Annotated in this window: 14 protein-coding genes; 6 read left to right on the plus strand and 8 right to left on the minus strand. The window is 69.0% G+C overall.

The window, feature by feature from the left end:
* Positions 1-93: 93 nt before the first annotated feature.
* The 6 genes from atzF to glmS all read right to left on the minus strand — a co-directional run bounded on the left by atzF (position 94) and on the right by glmS (position 9,393).
* A complete protein-coding gene (gene atzF / locus DI526_RS02545; protein WP_304273719.1) occupies positions 94-1,878 on the minus strand; it encodes an allophanate hydrolase in 1,785 nt (594 codons plus the stop codon).
* Positions 1,875-5,498 carry an urea carboxylase gene (gene uca / locus DI526_RS02550; protein WP_304273721.1) on the minus strand — a complete coding sequence of 1,208 codons (3,624 nt, stop codon included), beginning with the start codon at positions 5,496-5,498 and terminating at the stop codon, positions 1,875-1,877. The genes atzF and uca overlap by 4 nt, the downstream gene beginning before the upstream one ends.
* A gap of 9 nt (positions 5,499-5,507) precedes the next feature.
* Positions 5,508-6,134, minus strand: a complete 627-nt coding sequence (locus DI526_RS02555; RefSeq protein WP_304273723.1) for an urea amidolyase associated protein UAAP2 — start codon at positions 6,132-6,134, stop codon at positions 5,508-5,510.
* 10 nt (positions 6,135-6,144) lie between these two features.
* Positions 6,145-6,969, minus strand: coding sequence for an urea amidolyase associated protein UAAP1 (locus DI526_RS02560; RefSeq protein WP_304273725.1), 825 nt, complete (start codon positions 6,967-6,969; stop codon positions 6,145-6,147).
* A complete protein-coding gene (locus DI526_RS02565; protein WP_304273727.1) occupies positions 6,966-7,433 on the minus strand; it encodes a CopG family ribbon-helix-helix protein in 468 nt (155 codons plus the stop codon). The genes DI526_RS02560 and DI526_RS02565 overlap by 4 nt, the downstream gene beginning before the upstream one ends.
* 139 nt (positions 7,434-7,572) lie before the next feature.
* Positions 7,573-9,393: a glutamine--fructose-6-phosphate transaminase (isomerizing) gene (glmS, locus tag DI526_RS02570; RefSeq protein WP_304273729.1), complete on the minus strand. Its 1,821-nt coding sequence runs from the start codon at positions 9,391-9,393 to the stop codon at positions 7,573-7,575.
* 217 nt (positions 9,394-9,610) lie between these two features.
* On the opposite strand from glmS, the gene glmM reads away from it, so the two are divergent.
* Both glmM and DI526_RS02580 read left to right on the plus strand, forming a co-directional pair.
* Positions 9,611-10,957, plus strand: a complete 1,347-nt coding sequence (gene glmM / locus DI526_RS02575; RefSeq protein WP_304273731.1) for a phosphoglucosamine mutase — start codon at positions 9,611-9,613, stop codon at positions 10,955-10,957.
* 402 nt (positions 10,958-11,359) lie between these two features.
* Positions 11,360-14,170, plus strand: a complete 2,811-nt coding sequence (locus tag DI526_RS02580; protein ID WP_304273733.1) for a TonB-dependent receptor — start codon at positions 11,360-11,362, stop codon at positions 14,168-14,170.
* Positions 14,171-14,213: 43 nt separating this feature from the next.
* Here DI526_RS02580 and DI526_RS02585 read toward each other — a convergent pair whose 3' ends face one another.
* Positions 14,214-14,960, minus strand: coding sequence for a DUF6065 family protein (locus DI526_RS02585; RefSeq protein WP_304273735.1), 747 nt, complete (start codon positions 14,958-14,960; stop codon positions 14,214-14,216).
* Positions 14,961-15,037: 77 nt separating this feature from the next.
* On the opposite strand from DI526_RS02585, the gene DI526_RS02590 reads away from it, so the two are divergent.
* From DI526_RS02590 to DI526_RS02605, 4 genes are all read left to right on the plus strand, one after another.
* The gene (locus DI526_RS02590) at positions 15,038-15,541 is read left to right on the plus strand and encodes a prolyl-tRNA synthetase associated domain-containing protein (protein ID WP_304273737.1); all 504 of its coding nucleotides are present in this window, start codon (positions 15,038-15,040) and stop codon (positions 15,539-15,541) included.
* Positions 15,542-15,646: 105 nt separating this feature from the next.
* Entirely contained in the window at positions 15,647-16,555 is a 909-nt protein-coding gene (gene trxA, locus DI526_RS02595; RefSeq protein ID WP_304273739.1) for a thioredoxin, read from the plus strand.
* Positions 16,556-16,577: 22 nt separating this feature from the next.
* Positions 16,578-17,243, plus strand: coding sequence for an LON peptidase substrate-binding domain-containing protein (locus DI526_RS02600; protein ID WP_304273741.1), 666 nt, complete (start codon positions 16,578-16,580; stop codon positions 17,241-17,243).
* A gap of 9 nt (positions 17,244-17,252) precedes the next feature.
* Positions 17,253-17,450 (plus strand): Trm112 family protein, encoded by a 198-nt coding sequence (locus tag DI526_RS02605; RefSeq protein ID WP_304273743.1) that lies wholly within the window; start codon positions 17,253-17,255, stop codon positions 17,448-17,450.
* Positions 17,451-17,570: 120 nt separating this feature from the next.
* Here DI526_RS02605 and DI526_RS02610 read toward each other — a convergent pair whose 3' ends face one another.
* A complete protein-coding gene (locus tag DI526_RS02610) occupies positions 17,571-18,821 on the minus strand; it encodes a UbiH/UbiF/VisC/COQ6 family ubiquinone biosynthesis hydroxylase (protein ID WP_304273744.1) in 1,251 nt (416 codons plus the stop codon).
* Between the last annotated feature and the right edge of the window lie 30 nt (positions 18,822-18,851).

The raw sequence follows: 18,851 nt of genomic DNA on the forward strand, positions 1-18,851 counted from the left end.
CGCGCCACCGCGTAAGCGCTCTTCCGCGTCGATAATGCTGAAAAGCCCGCGACCATCGGTTCGCGGGCTTTTTCGTTGTGCGCTGCGAAGACCCTAAGCCTGAAGCGAGGCGATATAGGCCCGCCAGCCGCCCAGGGCGGTGATGTCTGTGGCGCCGTCCAGCGCGCGCGGCTCGGCGACGAAGCCTTTCACCGACGTCCCGTCCTCCAGCGTCACCGTGCCGATCGCCAGGGGAGCCGGGACCTCGGCGGTGAAGCTGCCGAAGGCCTCGACGTCCAGCTCATAGACCTCGACCAGGATCGCGGCGCCGCCCTCTCCGACATGGACCAGCGCCGGCTTCGGCGGGGTCGAATTAGCGATGGCGTAGAGCTTGTAGGCCGGGGCGGTCTTGGTCGCCGTCACCAGCCGGGCCTCGCGCGAGGTCAGCTGCCAATGCAGCGGCATGCCGCCCAGATGCGCGCCGACTACGGCGAGCTTGATCCCGGGCTTATGCGGCGTCAGGTCCAGGGGCGGCGTCTCGGTCATGGGGAAGGTCTCCAGATAGCTGGCCGCCAGATCCAGCAGCGCGCGATCGGCGAAGGCGGGACCGATCAGGGTGACGCCAAAGCCGGTGGCGTCCGCGCGGAAGCCGGCGGGCACGGCCAGGGCGGAGAGGTCCAGCAGGTTCACGAAATTGGTGTAGAGGCCGAGATTGGCGTTCAGGGCCAGCGGCTCGGCCTTGAGGTCCTTGAGCCGATAGATGGTCGGAGTCGTCGGCAGGAACAGGATATCGGCCGCCGCCCAGATGGCTTCGGCGGCGCGACGATAGCCCTCCAGAGCGTAGAGGCCGCGGAAGGTCTCCACGCCGGTGGTCGCCAGGCCGCCCTGGACGATCGCGCGCACCGTCGGCTCGATGGCGCTGGGCGTGGTGCGAAGCAGGGGCTCGATCGCGGCGGTGCGCTCGGCCACCCAGGGGCCGCTGTAGAGCAGCTTGGCCGCGTCCAGCAGCGGAGCGATGTCGACCTCGACGGCGACACCGCCCGCAGCTTGCATCCGCTTGATCGCGGCGGCGTACAGCGCCTCGGATTCGCCGTCGCCGAAGAAGAGTCGCTGGTCGGGCAGCGGGATCGCGAAGCGCAGGCCGTCCATCGAGAAGGCGGGCGGCGTCGCGGGCGCGCGGCGCGAATAGTCGTCCTCGGGATCGAAGGCGGCCAGGACCTGATCGACCACGGCCGCGCCGGCGAGGTCGGCGGCGAAGACGCTGATGCAGTCCAGGGACCGGCAGGCGGGGACGAGGCCCCGCGTGCTCCAGCGCCCCTTGCTGGGCTTGAGGCCCACCAGGTGATTGAACGCCGCCGGCACCCGGCCCGAGCCGGCGGTGTCGGTGCCCAGGGCGAAGGCGACCAGGCTCGCCGCCACGGCGACCGCGGACCCCGAGCTCGAGCCGCCGCTGACGAAGGCTTGGTTGAACACGCAGCGCGGGGCGCCGTAGGGGCTGCGCGCGCCGACTAGGCCGGTGGCGAACTGGTCGAGGTTGGTCTTGCCGATCAGCACCGCGCCGGCCGCGACCAGCCGCTCGACCACGGTGGCGGACCGCGCGGGCGTATAGGCGAAGGCCGGGCAGGCGGCGCTGGTCGGCAAGGCCCCGACGTCGATATTGTCCTTCACGGCGAACGGTACGCCCGCCAGCGGCAGGACCTCGCCGGCGGCGATCCGGGCGTCGACGACTTCCGCCTGGGCCAGGACGGCCGCCGCGGGCAGGCGCAGGGTCCAGACCTGGGGCTGGATCAGGTCGTATTCAGCGACCGCCTCCAAGACCGTCCGGGCGACGTCGACCGCGCGGGCCCCCGCGCCCACGGCGTTCGCGATAGCCTCGACGGACAGGCGCGTGACGCTCATGCCGCAGCCTCCAGGTCCGGGGTGACCGCGATGACCGGCGCGCCGGCGGCGATCGACTGCGCGGGCTGGGCGTAGACGGCGCTGACGACGCCCGCGACCGGTGTCGAGACATCGCACTCGGCCTTCATGGCCTCGATGATGGCGATCACGGCGCCGGCCTCGACCCGCTGGCCCGGCTCGACCAGCACCTTCCAGACATTGCCGCCCAGCGGGGCCTCCACAAGGTCGGCGCCGGGCGGAATCTCGACCGCCGAGGCGTCTTCCTCGACGTCGGCGACGCTGGACAGGGCCTCGACCCTGGCGAACTCGCCCTTGGCCTCCCAGTCGGCGCGTTCGGCGTCGAACGCGGCCTGGCGCGTGGCCTGGAAGGCGGCGATGCTGTCGGCGTTGTCGGCCAGCATCTTGCGGTAGTCCGAGAGGCGGAAGGTCTCTTCCTCTATGCGGATCTGGCGCCGGCCCAGCGGGAAATCACGCCGCCATTCGGTCAATTCCTCGGCGCTGACCTCGAAGAAGCGGATCTGGTCGAAGAAGCGCAGCAGCCAGGGCTTGCCGTCCGTGAAGGCCTCGGTCTGACGCCAGGTGTTCCAGACCTGGATGGTCCGCCCGAACAGCTGGTAGCCGCCCGGGCCCTCCATACCGTAGATGCACATATAGGCGCCGCCGATGCCGACCACGTTCGGCGGCGTCCAGGTGCGCGCCGGATTGTACTTGGTCGTGACCAGGCGGTGGCGAGGATCGACGGGCGTGGCGACCGGTGCGCCCAGATAGACGTCGCCCAGGCCCATCACCAGGTAGCGGGCGTCGAACACGATCCGCTTGACGTCCTCGATGCTCGAAAGGCCGTTCACCCGGCGGATGAACTCGATGTTGTCCGGGCACCAGGGCGCATCGTCCCGGACCGCCTGCATGTACTTGTCGATCGTCTGGTAGATCGCCGGGTCTTTCCACGACAGCGGCAGGTGGACGACCCGCGACGGGATCTCGAAATCGTCCAGGCCGCCCAGCCGATCCTCGGCGGCGACCAGGATCTCGAGGAGTCTCTCCTGGCTGAGACGACGACTGTCGTAATGCACCTGCAGCGAGCGGATGCCCGGCGTCAGGTCAATGACCCCGTCCAGCGCCTGGCCCTGCAGGTCCAGCAGCAGGGCGTGGATCCGCAAGCGCAGCTCCAGGTCCAGCACGATCGGGCCGTACTCGACCAACAGGTGCTGGTCGCCCTGGCGGCGGTAGAGCACGCGTGGCCGATGCCCCTCCTGCGGCAGCTCGCGCAGGATCGGGCTGGACTGGGCGTCGACCGGCGACGGGGCGGGCGTCGACGCCACCGAGAGGTCGGCGATCAGCGCTTCCTGGTCATCGAGCGCGGCGGCCGCCGCGGCGTCGTCGACCACGGCGAAGCGCACCGTGTCGCCGGGCGCCAGCTGGCCGGCCTTCCAGAGGTCGGCCTGGATGATCACGAACGGGCAGACGAAGCCGCCCAGCGACGGACCGTCGGGTCCGAGGATGATCGGCATGTCGCCGGTGAAGTCGACGGCGCCGATCGCGTAGGCGTTGTCATGGATATTGGACGGATGCAGCCCCGCCTCGCCGCCGTCCCGCCGCGCCCATTCGGGCTTGGGGCCGACCAGGCGCACGCCCGTGCGGTTGGAGTTGTAGTGCACCTTCCAGTCGGTGGCGCCGATCATGGCGATGTCGGCGGGAGTGAAGAAGTCCGGCGCGCCGTGCGGGCCCGGCAGGACGCGGATCGTCCAGGCCTTGCCCAGGGCGGGGCGAAGGTCGGCGGCGAGGGCCGGCGCGACGCCGGCGGGCGAGGCCTCCCGCAGCCGCAGCACGTCGCCGGCGCTCAGGTTGCGTCCGGCATGGCCGCCAAAGCCGCCCAGGGTGAAGGTCGAGCGGCTGCCCAGATAGACCGGCGTGTCCAGGCCGCCCTGGAACGACAGATAGCCGCGCAAGCCCGCCTCGGTCGCGCGGCCGATCTTCAGCACCTGGCCGGCGGCCGCCGCGAACGGGGCGTAGGGCTCGACCGCAACGCCATCCAGCCGCGCATCGAAGCGCGCGCCGGTCAGGCACAGCACCGCCGGGCGGTTGAACTTCAGCGTCGGGCCGAGGGCGGTGATCTCCAGCCCCGCCGCGTCGGCGTCGTTACCCAGCAGGCGATTGCCCAGCCGGAAGGCCAAGGCGTCCATCGGCCCGGACGGCGGCACGCCGACGTCCCAATAGCCCTGGCGGCCCGGCCAGTCCTGCACCGTGGTGGCGGGACCGCCGCTCAGCACCTGGATGGTGTCGGGCGTCCAGGCCACGGTCTCCAGGGCGCGGGTCGACACCTCGCCACTGACGAAGGGCGGGCTGCGGACCACGGCGCGCAGCCAGTCGAGATTGGTTTCGATGCCGGCCAGCCGCGTGTCGTCCAGCGCCCGCTGGAGCGCCGTCACGGCCGTCTCGCGGTCAGGCGCGGTGACGATCAGCTTCGCCAGCATCGGGTCGTAGAAGGCGCTGACCTCGGTCCCATCGACCACCCATCCGTCGGCGCGGACGCCGTCCGGGAAAGCCACCTCGGTCAGCACGCCCGAGCTGGGGCGGTAGTCCTGGGCCGGGTCCTCGGCATAGAGGCGCACCTGGATCGAGGCGCCCTTGGGTTCTGGGAGCGGGGTGTCCAGGAACGAAAAGTCGCCGGCCGCGCCGCGCACCATCCACTCGACCAGGTCGACGCCCGTGACCTGCTCGGTCACGCCGTGTTCGACCTGCAGGCGGGTGTTGACCTCCAGGAAGAAGAAGTCATCGCGGTCGGCGTCGTACAGGAACTCGACCGTGCCGGCCGACTTGTAGTTCGCCGCCGAGGCCAGCCGGACGGCGGCGTCCAGCAGGGCCGCGCGGGTGGCGGCCGGCAAGCCGGCGGCCGGCGTTTCCTCGACGACTTTCTGGTTGCGGCGCTGGAGAGAGCAGTCCCGCTCGCCGAGGGCCACGACCTTGCCGGCGCCGTCGCCGAACACCTGCACCTCGACGTGGCGGGCCTTGCGGACATAGCGCTCGAGGAAGACCCCGCCGTCGCTGAAATTGCCGGTCGCCAGGCGCTGGACGGCGGCGAACGCCTCTTCCACGGCTTGCGCGGTCTCGCAGACGCGCATGCCGATGCCGCCGCCGCCGGCCGTGGCCTTCAGGATCACCGGGAACCCGATCCGCTCGGCCGCCGCCAAGGCCGCCGCCGGGTCGACCAGGAGATCGGTGCCGGGCGCCAGAGGAACACCCCGGGCCTTGGCCAGGTCGCGCGCCGTGTGTTTCAGGCCAAAGGCGCGGATATTGTCCGCCGTCGGACCGATGAAGGCGACGCCGGCCGCCGCGCAGGCTTCGGCGAACCCGGCGTTCTCGCTGAGAAAGCCATAGCCCGGGTGGATCGCCTGAGCGCCGGTGGCCTTGGCCGCCGCGAGCACGAGATCGGCGCGCAGATAGCTCTCGGCGGCCGGGGCCGGCCCCAGGCGGACGGCCTCGTCGGCCATCGACACGTGCAGAGACCCGGCGTCGGCGTCGCTGAACACCGCCACGGACTTCACGCCCATCGCCTTCAGGGTGCGGATGATGCGGCAGGCGATGGCGCCGCGATTGGCGATCAGGACCTTGTCGAACATTCGCAAGCCCTATTGCGCGATGATCATGCGGACCGGCGTCGGATTGAAGCCGTTGCACGGGTTGTTGATCTGGGGACAGTTCGAGACCACGGCGATGACGTCCATCTCGGCGCGGAGGTCGACATAGAGGCCCGGAGCGGAGATGCCGTCGACGATTCCGAGTGCGCCGTCGGCCTCGACGGGGACGTTCATGAACCAGTTGACGTTGCTGACCATGTCGCGCTTGCCGCGCCCCTGGGCGGCGTTGGCGACCAGGAAGTTCTCGACGCAAGCGTGCTGGGCCTTGGTGTGATGACCATACCGCAGGGTGTTGCTCTCGCACGAGCAGGCCCCGCCGATCGTGTCGTGATAGGCCACGGCCGTCGACGTCACCGTCATCATCGGCGCGCCTTCGTTGGACAGCAGCACCGAGCCCTCGCGCAGGAACAGGTTCTTCTGGGCGGCGATGGTGTCCTGGGCGCTGTAGCGTTCGGCGTCGTCGTGGGCGTTGTAGAGCAGGAAGTCGACGGCCTGGTTGCCTTCGAGGTCGATGATGCGGAGGGTCTGGCCGGCCTTGACCGCGTGGAGCCAGGGAGCGCGGGCGGGGACCACCTCGTCGTGGACGATGGTGTTCAGGGGCGGTGGGTCGAACGCCATGGCGGGGTCCTCAGCGCGAGAAGTAGTCTTCGACGTTCAGGAAGGCGCGCAGGCCTTCGGGCGTCGCGTTGCGGATGGGGTCTTCGGGCGGGGTGACCGGGCCGCGCCAGGCGGTGGCGCGCACGGGGGTCACTGAATAGGCCTCGCGCGGGTCCAGTACGTGCGGGCAGTTGGCCAGGACGACGATCAGGTCCATCTCGGCCCGCAGGGTCAGCGACCGGCCGGGCGGGTATGGCCCGACGTCGATCAGGGTCTCGCCGCCCTGCCCGATGCGGACGGACTTGAAGAGGTTCAGGCAAGGATGGATGTCCTTGCGGCCCAGGCCGAACTTGGCCACGCCCAGCGAGAAGCGGTCGCGCGCATTGGGGTGGGCGCCGTGATTGAACCCGTCGCCGTACTTGCGGGCGTTGCTGGCCTGGTTCGAGGCGCCGCAGAAGGCGTCGTGCGTACCGGCCTCGTCCTCGAGGATGCTGGCCAGCACCCGGCCCATGTCGGACAGCAGCAGGCGCCCCTGGCCCAGATAGCCGTTCCACTGGACCTTCAGGGTGTCGGCGATGTTGAGGCGCTCGATCGGACGCTCGGCGTTGAAGACCAGCAGCGAGACCGCGGCGTCCCCGGCCAGGTCGGTCAGGCGCAGGCGCGAGCCCCGGGCGATCTGGCGGCTGGCGTAGCCGCCGGGCGCGAGGGTCTCGTCCCAGACAAGGTCGGCGGGCGCGACGCCCGGGGGCGGGTCGACGGCGGCGCTGGCCGGCACGGTGGGCATCGCCTCGACACGGGTCCCGGCCTGGGCGCGGGCATGGGCCTGGGCGGCGTAGGGGGTGGCGGTCTGGCTCAAGACGGCTCTCCGTCGGGCTCGTCGCCGTGGAAGTGCAGCGGCGGCAGCAAGGCGGTGGTGGTGACGAGCTTGATCTGCTGCACGCCGCGCACCTTGCGCAGGTCGTCGCACAGCGTCTGCAGGCGTTCGGCCGGCCCCTGGACCAGCAGGACCTCCATGGCCTGGTCGTCCTCCAGGAACACGTTCTGGGCCGAGATCACCTCCTTCACGTAGCCCAGCTGGGTCTGGGCCAGGGCGTGGCGGACCCGGCCGCTCTCGGCGCGATAGATCAGGGTGATGGTGCCGGCCAGCATCGCATCGGGGCGCTCGCCGCTGTGCTCGGCCAGCTCATGGCGGATCAACTCGGCGATCATTTGCGAGCGGCTGGGCAGGCCGCGCTCGGCGACCATCGCGTCGAGCTGGGTCATCAGCTCGGCCGGGAGGCTGATGCTCAAGCGCGCCAGGGTGGAAGAGGACGTATCCATGGGGGCATCCCATCGCTGTTATTACGGAAGAGGCAATCCGTAATAACAGCGATGGGCCAGCACACCAGGCGGGCGCCTCGCTTTTGGGCGAAGCGCGGTCGAAGTTTGTACAGGGCGGCGGTGCCCCGCGGGCTCGCCCCTACTCCACCGTCACCGACTTGGCGAGGTTGCGGGGCTGGTCGACGTCCGCGCCCTTCACCACCGCGACGTGGTAGGCCAGCAGCTGGATCGGCGCGGACATCACCAGGGTCGAGACCAGCGGGTCCGAGGCCGGCGCGGTCACCACCACCTTGGCCCCCGTTGGCGCGTGCTTCACGCCCTCGGTGTCGGTGATGAAGATCACCTGGCCGCCGCGCGCCATCACCTCGCTCATGTTCGAGGCCGATTTCTCGAAATAGCTGTCGTGCGGCGCCAGGATGACGATCGGGGTCTGGTCGTCGACCAGGGCGATCGGACCGTGCTTCAGCTCGCCGGCGGCGTAGCCCTCGGCGTGGATGTAGCTGATCTCCTTCAGCTTCAGCGCGCCCTCCAGGGCCAGGGCCGACATCGGGCCGCGGCCGAGGTAGAGCACGTCGCGGGCCTTGGCGACGTCGGTCGCGATCTCCTTGATGGCGTCTTCCAGGCCGATGGCCTCGGCGATCAGGCGCGGGGCCTCCAGCAGCACCTTGACCAGGCGCTGCTCCTCGGCGGCGTCGATGGTCCCGCGCGCCTTGGCGGCGGCGATGGCCAGGGCGATCATCACGCTGACCTGGGCGGTGAAGGCCTTGGTCGAGGCCACGCCGATCTCGGGGCCGCAGTGGATCGGCCAGACCACGTCGACCTCGCGGGCCATGGTGGATTCCTGAGCGTTGACCACCACCGCGCTCTTCATGCCCTTGGCCTTGCAGTAGCGCAGGGCCGCCAGGGTGTCGGCGGTCTCGCCGGACTGCGACATGGCCACGACCAGGGCGTCCTTGCGGATCGCCGGCTGGCGGTAGCGGAACTCCGAGGCGATCTCGACGTCGACCGGCAGGTCGGCCAGCTGCTCGATCAGGTACTTGCCGACGACGCCGGCGATGTAGGACGTGCCGCAGGCCACGACCTGAATGCGGTCCAGCTTGGCGAAGTCGATGTCGCCCGGAACCGAGGCCCGTGACGTCAGGGTGTCGACATAGGCCGCGATCGTGCGCTGGCAGCCCTCCGGCTGGTCATGGATCTCCTTTTCCATGAAGTGCCGGTAGTTGCCCTTCTCCAGCATCACCGCCGAGGTCGGCACCACGCGGACGGGCCGGGTCACCGCCGCGCCCGAGGCGTCGAAGATGCGATGGCTGTCGTGGTCGAGGGCCACGTAGTCGCCCTCCTCCAGATAGATCACCCGGTTGGTGAAGGGGCCGACGGCCAGGGCGTCCGAGCCCAGGAACATCTCGCCCTGTCCCTCGCCCACGACCAGCGGGCTGCCGCGCCGGGCGCCGAGGATCAGGTCGTTCTCGCCCTCGACCAGCACGGCCAGGGCGTAGGCGCCGGTCAGCCGGTCCAGGGCGGCCTTGAAGGCCTCGAGCGGCGCGAGGCCCGTCGAAAGCTGGGCGTCGATCAGGTGAGCGATCACCTCGGTGTCGGTGTCGCTCTCGAACGCGCGGCCGGCGGCGGCGAGCTCGGCCTTCAGCTCGGCGAAGTTCTCGATGATGCCGTTGTGGACCAGGGTGACGCGGCCGGCCGTGTGCGGGTGGGCGTTCCTGACGTTCGGCGCGCCGTGGGTGGCCCAGCGGGTGTGGCCGATGCCCGTCGTCGCGTTCAGGGGCTGGTCCTCGACCACGGCTTCCAGGGCCTTGATCTTGCCCTGGGCCCGACGGCGCTCGGTGTGGTCGCCCACGATCCCGGCGATCCCGGCCGAGTCGTAGCCGCGATACTCAAGCCGCTTGAGGCTCTCGATCAGACGGTTGGCGACCGGTTGCTTGCCGACAATGCCGATAATGCCGCACATAGGCCATGATCCCTTGTAGAACGCGCCACAAGACCGTGAGCGAGCGCTAGCTTTACGACGCCGCGTTTAGCACTCGTCCGGAAGCGGCTTTGATAAATCTGCATTTCGGATCGTTTCGCGAACCGACTTTCAGCGAGCCAATCGCTTCTGAATGGCTCAGAATTGGGGCAATGAGCGGCCCAACGACCTTACGCTCGCCAAGAGACGACGAAACCCAATGAGCAAGCGCGCCTATTTCGGCACCGACGGCATCCGCGGCCAGGCCAACAAGCACCCCATGACCGCCGAGGTCGCCCTGCGCGTCGGCCTGGCGGCCGGCAAGCTGTTCCGGTCGCAGGACGATCGACGCCATCTGGTGGTGATCGGCAAGGACACCCGCCTCTCGGGCTACATGATCGAGCCGGCCCTGGTGGCGGGCCTGACCAGCGTGGGCCTGGACGTGCGCCTGTTCGGCCCCCTGCCGACTCCGGCCGTCGCGATGATGACCCGCTCGATGCGGGCCGACCTCGGGATCATGATCTCGGCCAGCCACAACAATTTCGCCGACAACGGCATCAAGCTGTTCGGCCCCGACGGCTACAAGCTGTCCGACGAGCAGGAGCTGAAGATCGAGGCCCTGATGGACGAGGGCCTGCAGGAGGGCCTGGCCGAACCGCGCGAACTGGGCCGGGTCAAGCGGATCGACGACGCCCAGGCGCGCTATGTCGAGATCGTCAAGGCGACCTTCCCGCGCCACCGCAACCTGTCGGGCCTGCGCATCGTGATCGATTGCGCCAATGGCGCGGCCTACAAGGTCGCCCCGACCGCCCTCTACGAGCTGGGCGCCGAGGTGATCTCGCTGGGCGTCACGCCCGACGGCACCAACATCAACGAGGAGTGCGGCTCGACCCATCCCGAGGCCATGGCCAAGATGGTCCGCGAGTACCGCGCCGACATCGGCATCGCCCTGGACGGCGACGCCGACCGCCTGGTGATCTGCGACGAGAAGGGCGTGGTCGTCGACGGCGACCAGATCATGGCCATCATCGCCGGCTCGCTGGCCAAGGCCGGGACCCTGAAGGGCGGCGGCGTGGTGGCCACGGTCATGTCGAACCTCGGGCTCGAGCGCCTGCTGGCCGGCCAGGGCCTGACCCTGGAGCGCACCGCCGTCGGCGACCGCTATGTCATGCAGCGGATGCGCGAGGGCGGCTTCAATGTCGGCGGCGAGCAGTCGGGCCACCTGATCCTGTCGGACTTCTCGACCACGGGCGACGGCCTGATCGCGGCCCTGCAGGTTCTGGCGGTCATGGTCGAGACCGGCAAGCCGATGAGCGCGCTGGGCCGCCAGTTCGAGCCGGTGCCGCAGCTGCTGGAAAACGTCCGCTTCGCCGGCGGCAAGCCGCTGGAAGCCAAGAGCGTCAAGGAGGCCATCGCCGACGGCGAGGCCCAGCTGAACGGCTCGGGCCGCATCGTCGTCCGCGCCTCGGGCACCGAGCCGCTGATCCGCATCATGGCCGAGGGCGACGATCCCGCCCTGGTCAAGAAGGTGGTCAAGTCGATCGCCGGCGCCGTGAAGGCGGCCTGACGGACACCACGCTCGCCGGTGAAGCCCGCGCCTGGACCGCCTCGCCAGCCTTCCGCGGCGGGCGCCTTGGCGCGCCTGACGCTCGCTTCGCGATCATTTCCGCGAAGCAACCGCCCCTGGATCCGACCTCATCCTAAGGTTACGGGCGTCTCGCCTTTTCGTGCTGAGCGCGCGCTGATCCTGCACGCCACTCAGGTTGACTTGTCCGACATGAAGAAAGCCCGCCGAGCCCTCAACAAACTTCGCGGCTTTCCGAAACGTCAAGCAGCGCAGCGATTCTGCGGCCTCAACCATATTATAAATGGCATTAGTGGTATTGACCGAACTCAACCTCTCATGGAAAACTAGTCGGACAATACAAGGGTTGCGAGAGGGGCTCGCGCCCATCCAGGGAGGGGACGAATGAAGCGCCTTGCGCTTTTGCTGTCGGCTGCGCCGATGGTGTTTTCAGCCATGCCAGCGGCGGCTCAGATCGCCGAAAAGCCGGCCCAGACGAAGCCGGCGACCAACGCCAAGGTCGAGGACTCGGCCGTTACCGAAGTCGTGATCACGGGCCTGCGCAAGAGCCTGAGCTCGGCGCAGCAGATCAAGCGCCACTCGGACGCCATCCTCGACGCCGTGGTCGCCGAGGACATCGGCAAGCTTCCCGACAACACAGCCGCCGAGACCCTGGCGCGCATCACCGGCATCCAGGTCGAGCGGTACAGCGACGAGGCCAACAGGGTCCTGATCCGCGGCCTCCCTGACGTAGCCACCACCTATAACGGCCGCGAAATCTTCACGGCCGAGAACCGTCGCGTGCAACTGCAGGACTTCCCGGCCCAGGCCCTGGCCGGCATCGAGGTCTACAAGTCCGGCACCGCCGACATCGTCGAGCCCGGTCTGGCCGGCCTGATCAATGTTCGCACCCGCCGCCCGCTCGACTTCAAGGGCGGCTTCATCGGCGGCGGCGTCCGTCTGACCTATAACGATCAGAGCAAGAAGCGCGACCCGAACGGCAACATCCTGGTGTCGGATCGCTGGGATACGTCGATCGGCGAGATCGGCGTCCTGGCCAACGCGACCTACGCCCAGTCGAAGTATCGGAACGGGGTCCGCTACAACAGCCAGTCGATCGTCAAGGTCAGCCCCCTGTCCACCGTCTCGCCGGCCAGCGTGGGGACCAACTTCTACTATCCGGCGGCGGTCGGGCTCTATAACGACGGCGGCAAGCGTTATCGCCCGTCGGGGAATGTCGCCGTCCAGTGGAAGCCCAGCGACAAGCTCGAGATCTATTTCGACGGCATCTACCAGGGCTATCGCGGCCGTCAGGCGACCGACAATCTCGACGTCAATCTTCGTGACTGGGACTCGACGATCCAGCAGGATCCGATCCTGACGAACGTCGTCCTGGTCCCGGGCACGACCGATCAGGCCGCCAGCTTCACCAAGACCAGCGGGATGGCGCCGCAAGCCTACCGCTCGACCGGCGCCGACCAGACCAACACCTACCAAGGCGCGCTCGGCGCCGTCTGGCGAGGCGACCGCCTGACGCTGTCCACCGACCTCTCCTACGAGGACAGCCGCTATACGGCCCGCAGCTGGAGCCTGGACAGCGCCTTCACCGCGCCGCCGACCGTCGTCGTCAAGTTCAACGAGAAGGACGGCGCGGCGTTCGATCTCCCCGGCTTCGACGCCTCCAACCCCGCCAACTACCTCTGGCGCGGCTACTACGAGCGTCGCTACATCGCCAAGGGCAGCGGGGTGCAGTGGCGCGGCGACGCGGTCTATGACACCGGCGCGTCGTTGCTGCCGGAGGTCAAGTTCGGCCTGCGCTACACCGATCGCGACGCGTCCTTGATCCAGGGCTCGCGCTACGCCTGGGTGCTGCCGCTGAAGATGCCGCTGGCCGGCCTGCCCGTCGGCCAGCTCCAGCTGATCGAGGATCCGTTCCGCGGGAGCACGCAAGGCTTCACCCGCTACCTGATGCCTACGCGCGAAGGCGTCGCCGGCAACTTCGCGGCGCTGCGCCAGCGGTCGGTTGACGCGCTGAAGCAGCTGGTGGCGCTCCACCCCACCGATCAGGGCTATATCGACAATCTGAAGGCGTTCAGCGCGCCCGACGTCCCGCTCGACGTGGCCGGCGCCTTCAGCGCCAAGGAACAGAGCTACGCCGGCTACGCCCAGACCAAGTACGCCTTCGATCTCGGCGCCTGGGCGGTCGATGGCGTGGCGGGCGTTCGGGTGGTCCAGACGAAGGGCGACTTCTCCGGCACTTCGCGCGTCAGCGCCAACGGGGTCACCAACCTGATCCCGCGCACCATCCACCAGAACTACACCGACGTCCTGCCCAACATCAGCCTGCGGGTTCGCCCGGACGACAAGTTCCAGCTGCGCCTGGGCTACACCCAGACCCGCACGCGGGTGAACTTCGGCGACCTCAATCCGGCGCTGAACATCAGCCAGGTGGTCCGCGACCCGTCACAGCCGGTGGATCCGAACTCGCCGACCGCCAAGATCAACGCCTATGGCGACGGCGGAAACCCGGACCTGCTGCCCCTGACCTCGAACAACTACGACGTCAGCGCCGAGTACTATTTCTCGAGCACGGGCAACATCTCGATCGCCGGCTTCTATCGCGACCTGTTCGGCTTCACGAGCCGGTATACGCGGCAGGTCGAGGATCCGGTCTATGGCCTGATCCAGATCAGCCGTCCGGAGAACTCGGGCTCGGGCAAGATCAAGGGCTTCGAGATCAACGCCCAGAGCTTCCTGGACTTCCTGCCCGGCGCCTGGAAGGGCTTCGGCGTCCAGGCCAACCTCACCTACATCAACGGCCGCAAGATGCAGCCGGCGGTGCTGGGCGGCGACGGGGACTATGTGCGGATCGAGGGCCTGTCCAAGTGGACCTACAACGCCGCGGTGTTCTACGAGCGCAACGGGATCACGGGCCGGCTGTCCTATAACCACCGCTCGCCGTGGGTGGACTACTACCGCCAGGCCTCGGACGGCTCGCGCTACACCGGCGTCGGCATCCGCGGCACCTCGCGCCTGGACGCCTCGCTCAGCTATGACGTGACCAAGAACATCACCGTCGGCTTGGACGTCAGCAACCTGCTGGCCAAGCCGTTCGAGAACTACAACAACTACTCGCAGACCCGGGCCTATCCGGTCGATGTGCGCTACGAGGGCCGCTACTACGGCCTGGGCCTGCGCTTCCGCTTCGGCGAGTAGGCGCGCGGCGGCCAGCGACGAGAGTCGCTGGCTGCTTCCGGCCTCAGACGCCCAGCTTGGGGGCCTTCAGGCGGCGCTTGTTGACGTGGTGGCTGGGGGCCTCGGCCTTGATCTCCTCGGGGTACTCGCCCTTGAAGTAGAAGCGCTGCCAAGCCTCCTTGGTGGCCTCGGGATCACGCTTGAAGATCAGGTTGTTGAACTCGGTGCGCTTCTCGGCCCAGACGTCGTACTGGCGGCGGAGCTCGGGGTTGGAGTTCATCGAGCGGATCACCGGCTGGAAGGCCTCCATCGGCTTATCCTGGATCAGCATGATGAAGCAGAAGGTCTCGCCCTTCTCGAACCGCACCGTGCCGGGGCGGGTGAAGATCCAGTTCATCGTGAAGGGAAAAGGCAGCCAGTCGGTCTCGATCACGCCGGCCAGCGGCTGGATGCCGTCCTTGACGTGGTTGGGCGGCCCCATGGCCATCAGCGACCAGCCCGGCGGCGTGCGGAACAGATAGCCGGTGTGGAAGGTCACCACGCCCCGCGTGAAGTGCGACTTCACGAAGTCGGTGAAGCCGGGATAGGGGTGGTCGGGCTGGAACTTGATGCACTCCTGGTGCGCCCCGCCGTCCCAGGTCATCGAGAAGCCGACGGGGCAGATGATGTCCCAGCCGGTGGTGTTGGCCATGGTCAGCGGCAGGCAGCGATAGGGATGGCGCTCGGCGAACCGATCCATCCAGGCGCGCTGCGGCCGGCCCGGCACGATCTCGGGCGGACGGTTCTCGGTGGGATAGCACTCCAGTTCCATGCCGGTCCTTTGCTTGGTTCCTGCCCCTTATGCGTCTGGTCTAGCCCTCCGGCCCTCCAGCCGTCTAGAGAGACCGCATGAAGACCCGCGCCGACCTGTTCGCCTTCTTCGACGCCCACGGTGTCGACCATAAGACCCTCGACCACCCGCCGGTGTTCCGCGTCGAGGAAGGCCTGGAGATCAAGGCCGCCCTGCCCGGCGGCCACACCAAGAACCTGTTCCTGAAGGACGCCAAGGGCCAGCTGTGGCTCATCTCGGCGCTGGGCGAGACGAAGATCGACCTCAAGAAGCTGCACCACGTGATCGGCTCGGGCCGGCTGTCGTTTGGCCCAGAGGCGATGATGTTCGAGACGCTGGGCGTGACGCCCGGCTCGGTCACCGCCTTCGGCCTGATCAACGACGTCGACAAGCGCGTCCGCTTCGTCCTGGACAGGGCCTTGGCCGACAGCGACCCGGTCAACTTCCACCCGCTGAAGAACGACGCCACCACCGCCGTCAGCCAGGCGGGCTTTCGCAAGTTCCTGGCCGCGCTGGGGGTCGAGCCGATGATCGTCGACTTCGAGGCGATGGCCGTCGTCTGACCGCGGTTCGCCTAGCGAGCGATCCCATCATTGCGCAGAGGCGCGCCAGGGACCATCTTGGCGGCTGACGCGTTTCCTGCCCCAGTACCCTATACGAGAGACCCGATGTCCCTGATCGGCGAAAAGTCCGCCGCCCCCGCCGCGGGCAAGAGCGACCACATCAAGGATGGCTCGGACGCCACCTTCATGGCCGACGTCATCGAGGCGTCGAAGACCCAGCCGGTCATCGTCGACTTCTGGGCGACCTGGTGCGGTCCCTGCCGCCAGCTGACCCCGACGATCGAGAAGGTCGTCAACGCCGCCAAGGGCGCGGTCAAGCTGGTGAAGATCGACGTCGACAAGAACCCGGCCTTCGCCGGCCAGCTGCGCGTGCAGTCGATCCCGACCGTCTACGCCTTCGTCGACGGCCGGCCGGTCGACGCCTTCCAGGGCGCCCTGCCCGAGAGCCAGGTCAAGGCCTTCGTCGAGAAGCTGGCCAAGGCCGGCGGCGGCGAAAGCCCGCTCGACGAGCTGATCGCGCTGGGCAAGGAATCGCTGGAGATCGGCGACATCGGCGGCGCGGCCCAGGCCTTCGCCCAGGCCCTGCAAGTCGACCCGACCAACATCAAGGCCATCGGCGGCATGGCCCGGGCCTATCTGATCGGCGGCGACCTGGAAGGCGCGGCCGAGGTGGTCGCCATGGCCCCCGCCGACGCCAAGGACCCCGACCTCGACGCCGCCCGCGCCGCCCTGGCCCTGGCGCAGGAGGCCCCCTCGGAGACCGCCGCGTTCGAGCAGCGCCTGGCCGCCGATCCCGACGACCACGAGGCCCGCTTCGAACTGGCCAAGGCCCTGGCCGGCGCCGGCCACCTGCAGGCCGCGTCCGATCACCTGCTGACCATCATCGCCCGCGACCGCGCCTGGAACGACGAGGCGGCCCGCAAGCAGCTTCTGACCGTGTTCGAGGCCGCCGGCCCGACCTCGGAAGTCGCCAAGCAAGGACGGCGCAAGCTGTCCTCGATCCTGTTCAGCTAAGGTTTCAGCCCACGGAGACTCCATGCCGGCCGTCTATCGAAAGCTTGGCGACCTACCCCTGGTGATCCCGGTCTTTCCCTTGGACGGCGCCCTGCTGCTGCCGGGCGGCCAACTGCCGCTGAACATCTTCGAGCCGCGCTACCTGAACATGCTGGACGACGCCATGTCCGGCGAGCGGATCATCGGCATGATCCAGACCCGTCCCGGCGGCGATCATCAACGCCCGGCCCTGGCGCCGGTCGGGTGCGCCGGCCGGGTCACCAGCTTCGCCGAGACCAGCGACGGCCGCTATCTGATCACCCTGACGGGCCTCTGCCGCTTCAAGGCCGGCGAGGAGCTGCCGGTGCGCACGCCCTACCGCCAGGTGCGCGCCGACTTCACGCCCTACGAGCCGGACCTGCGCGAGGACGGCGCGGGCGAGCGCACCGCCGCCGACATCGACCGGCTGCTGGTCGCCCTGCGCCGCTATCTCGACCACCGGGGCTTGGCGATCGACTGGGGCGACGCCGAGAGCGCGCCCTCGGACGCCCTGATCAACAGCCTGGCCATGGCCCTGCCGTTCGATCCGATGGAGAAGCAGGCCCTGCTCGAGGCCGAGACCATTTTCGAGCGCAAGGCGACCCTTACGGCGTTGCTGGAGATCGACGCGGCCGGAAGCGACGATGACGAACCCACTTCGATCCAGTAGACACGCGCCATGACCCAAGCCGCCCCGCCCCCCGTCGATGTCGATCCGCGCCTGCTGGAAGTGCTGGTGTGTCCCGTGACCCGAGCTCCGCTGGAGTACGACCGCGTCGCCGGCGAACTGATCAGCCGCTCGGCCAAGCTGGCCTACCCGATCCGCGACGGCGTGCCGATCATGCTGCCGGAAGAGGCGCGGGAGCTCAGCGAGTAGGGGTTACTTGCCCCCACCTGACCTCGCTTCGCGAGGTCGTCCGCCCCCAGAGGGGGCAGAAGGTTCGCGATATCCTTCTTCCCCCTATGGGGGAGGAGCGCCGAAGGCGCGGAGGGGGCCTTAGAGGCTCTGCCCCCGCAGCAGCTTCGGCAAATCCCCCACCCCGCCGCCGGCCTCGTGCATGAAGAACCGGCGCGCCGGGGCGATGCGGTTGACCACCGCCAGGCCGGCGCCGCGCGCCACGCGCAGCAGCGGATTGTCGTTCGAGAAGATCCGCACGAAGGCGTCGAAGGCCAGGGCGTTGGTCACGGTGTCGAACCGGCGCCAGCGGGCGTAGCGCTCCAGCACCGCCTCGGCGCCGATGTCCTCGCCGTTGCGCACGGCCTCGACCAATACTTCCGCGAGCGCCGCAGCGTCCTTGAGGCCCAGGTTCAGACCCTGGCCCGCGATCGGGTGCACCCCGTGGGCGGCGTCGCCGATCAAGGCCAGGCGGGGCGCGGTCAGCCGTTCGGCCAGCAGCAGCGACAGCGGATAGACGAAGGTCGGCCCCACGACCTCGACCTGGCCCAGGAAGTCGCCGAACCGGCGCATCAGGTGGGCGTGGAACATTTCGGGCGAGGCGTGGCGCAGGGCCTCGCCGCGCGCGGTGCTCTCGGTCCAGACCAGGCTGGCGCGGTTCTCGGTCAGCGGCAGGATGGCGAACGGGCCGCTGGGCAGGAAATATTCGTGGGCCACGCCCTCGTGCGGGCGCTCCAGCTTGACGGTGCAGACCACGCCGCTCTGGCCATAGCCCCAGCCGATGTGGCCGATGCCGGCCGCCTGGCGCAAGGCCGCGCCGCGCCCTTCGGCGCTGACCGCCAGCGGCGCGGTGAGCGCTCGGCCGTCCGACAGGATCAGGCGGGCCGCGCCGTCGGCGACCTCCAGGTTCTTGGCCGACATCGGCGCGATGACCGGGATGTCCTTCTCGATCACCGCTTTCGAAAGCGCCGCGCGGATCTGGCGGTTCTCGACCAGGTAGCCGAGCGGCTCGCCGTCGATACGGCCGGAGATCTCGCTGGAATCGAAGCGCAGGAACGCGGCCGACGGCTTGCGGGCCGCCGCGCCGGGCGTGCGACCGTCGGTGACCAGGATCTGCTCGATGCGCTGGGCGTGCGGCTCCAGGCTCTCGCCGGCGCCGATCGCCCGCCACTGGCGGAACGAGGAATAGGCGATAGCGGAGCTGCGGCCGTCGAAGGTCGTCGCCAGCTGGGCGTCGAACGGCTGCGGATCGACCAGAAGGGGCTTGAGGCCGCCGGACTTCAGGGCCAGGGCCAGGGTGGCGCCGGCCATGCCGGCGCCGGCGATGATCACGTCGGCATCGTAAGCGCGCATGGCGAGGATATGGGCGCTGTCTCCCGCGCC

The sequence above is a fragment of the Caulobacter segnis genome, assembly GCF_003243465.1.
Taxonomy (GTDB): Bacteria; Pseudomonadota; Alphaproteobacteria; order Caulobacterales; family Caulobacteraceae; genus Caulobacter; species Caulobacter segnis_A.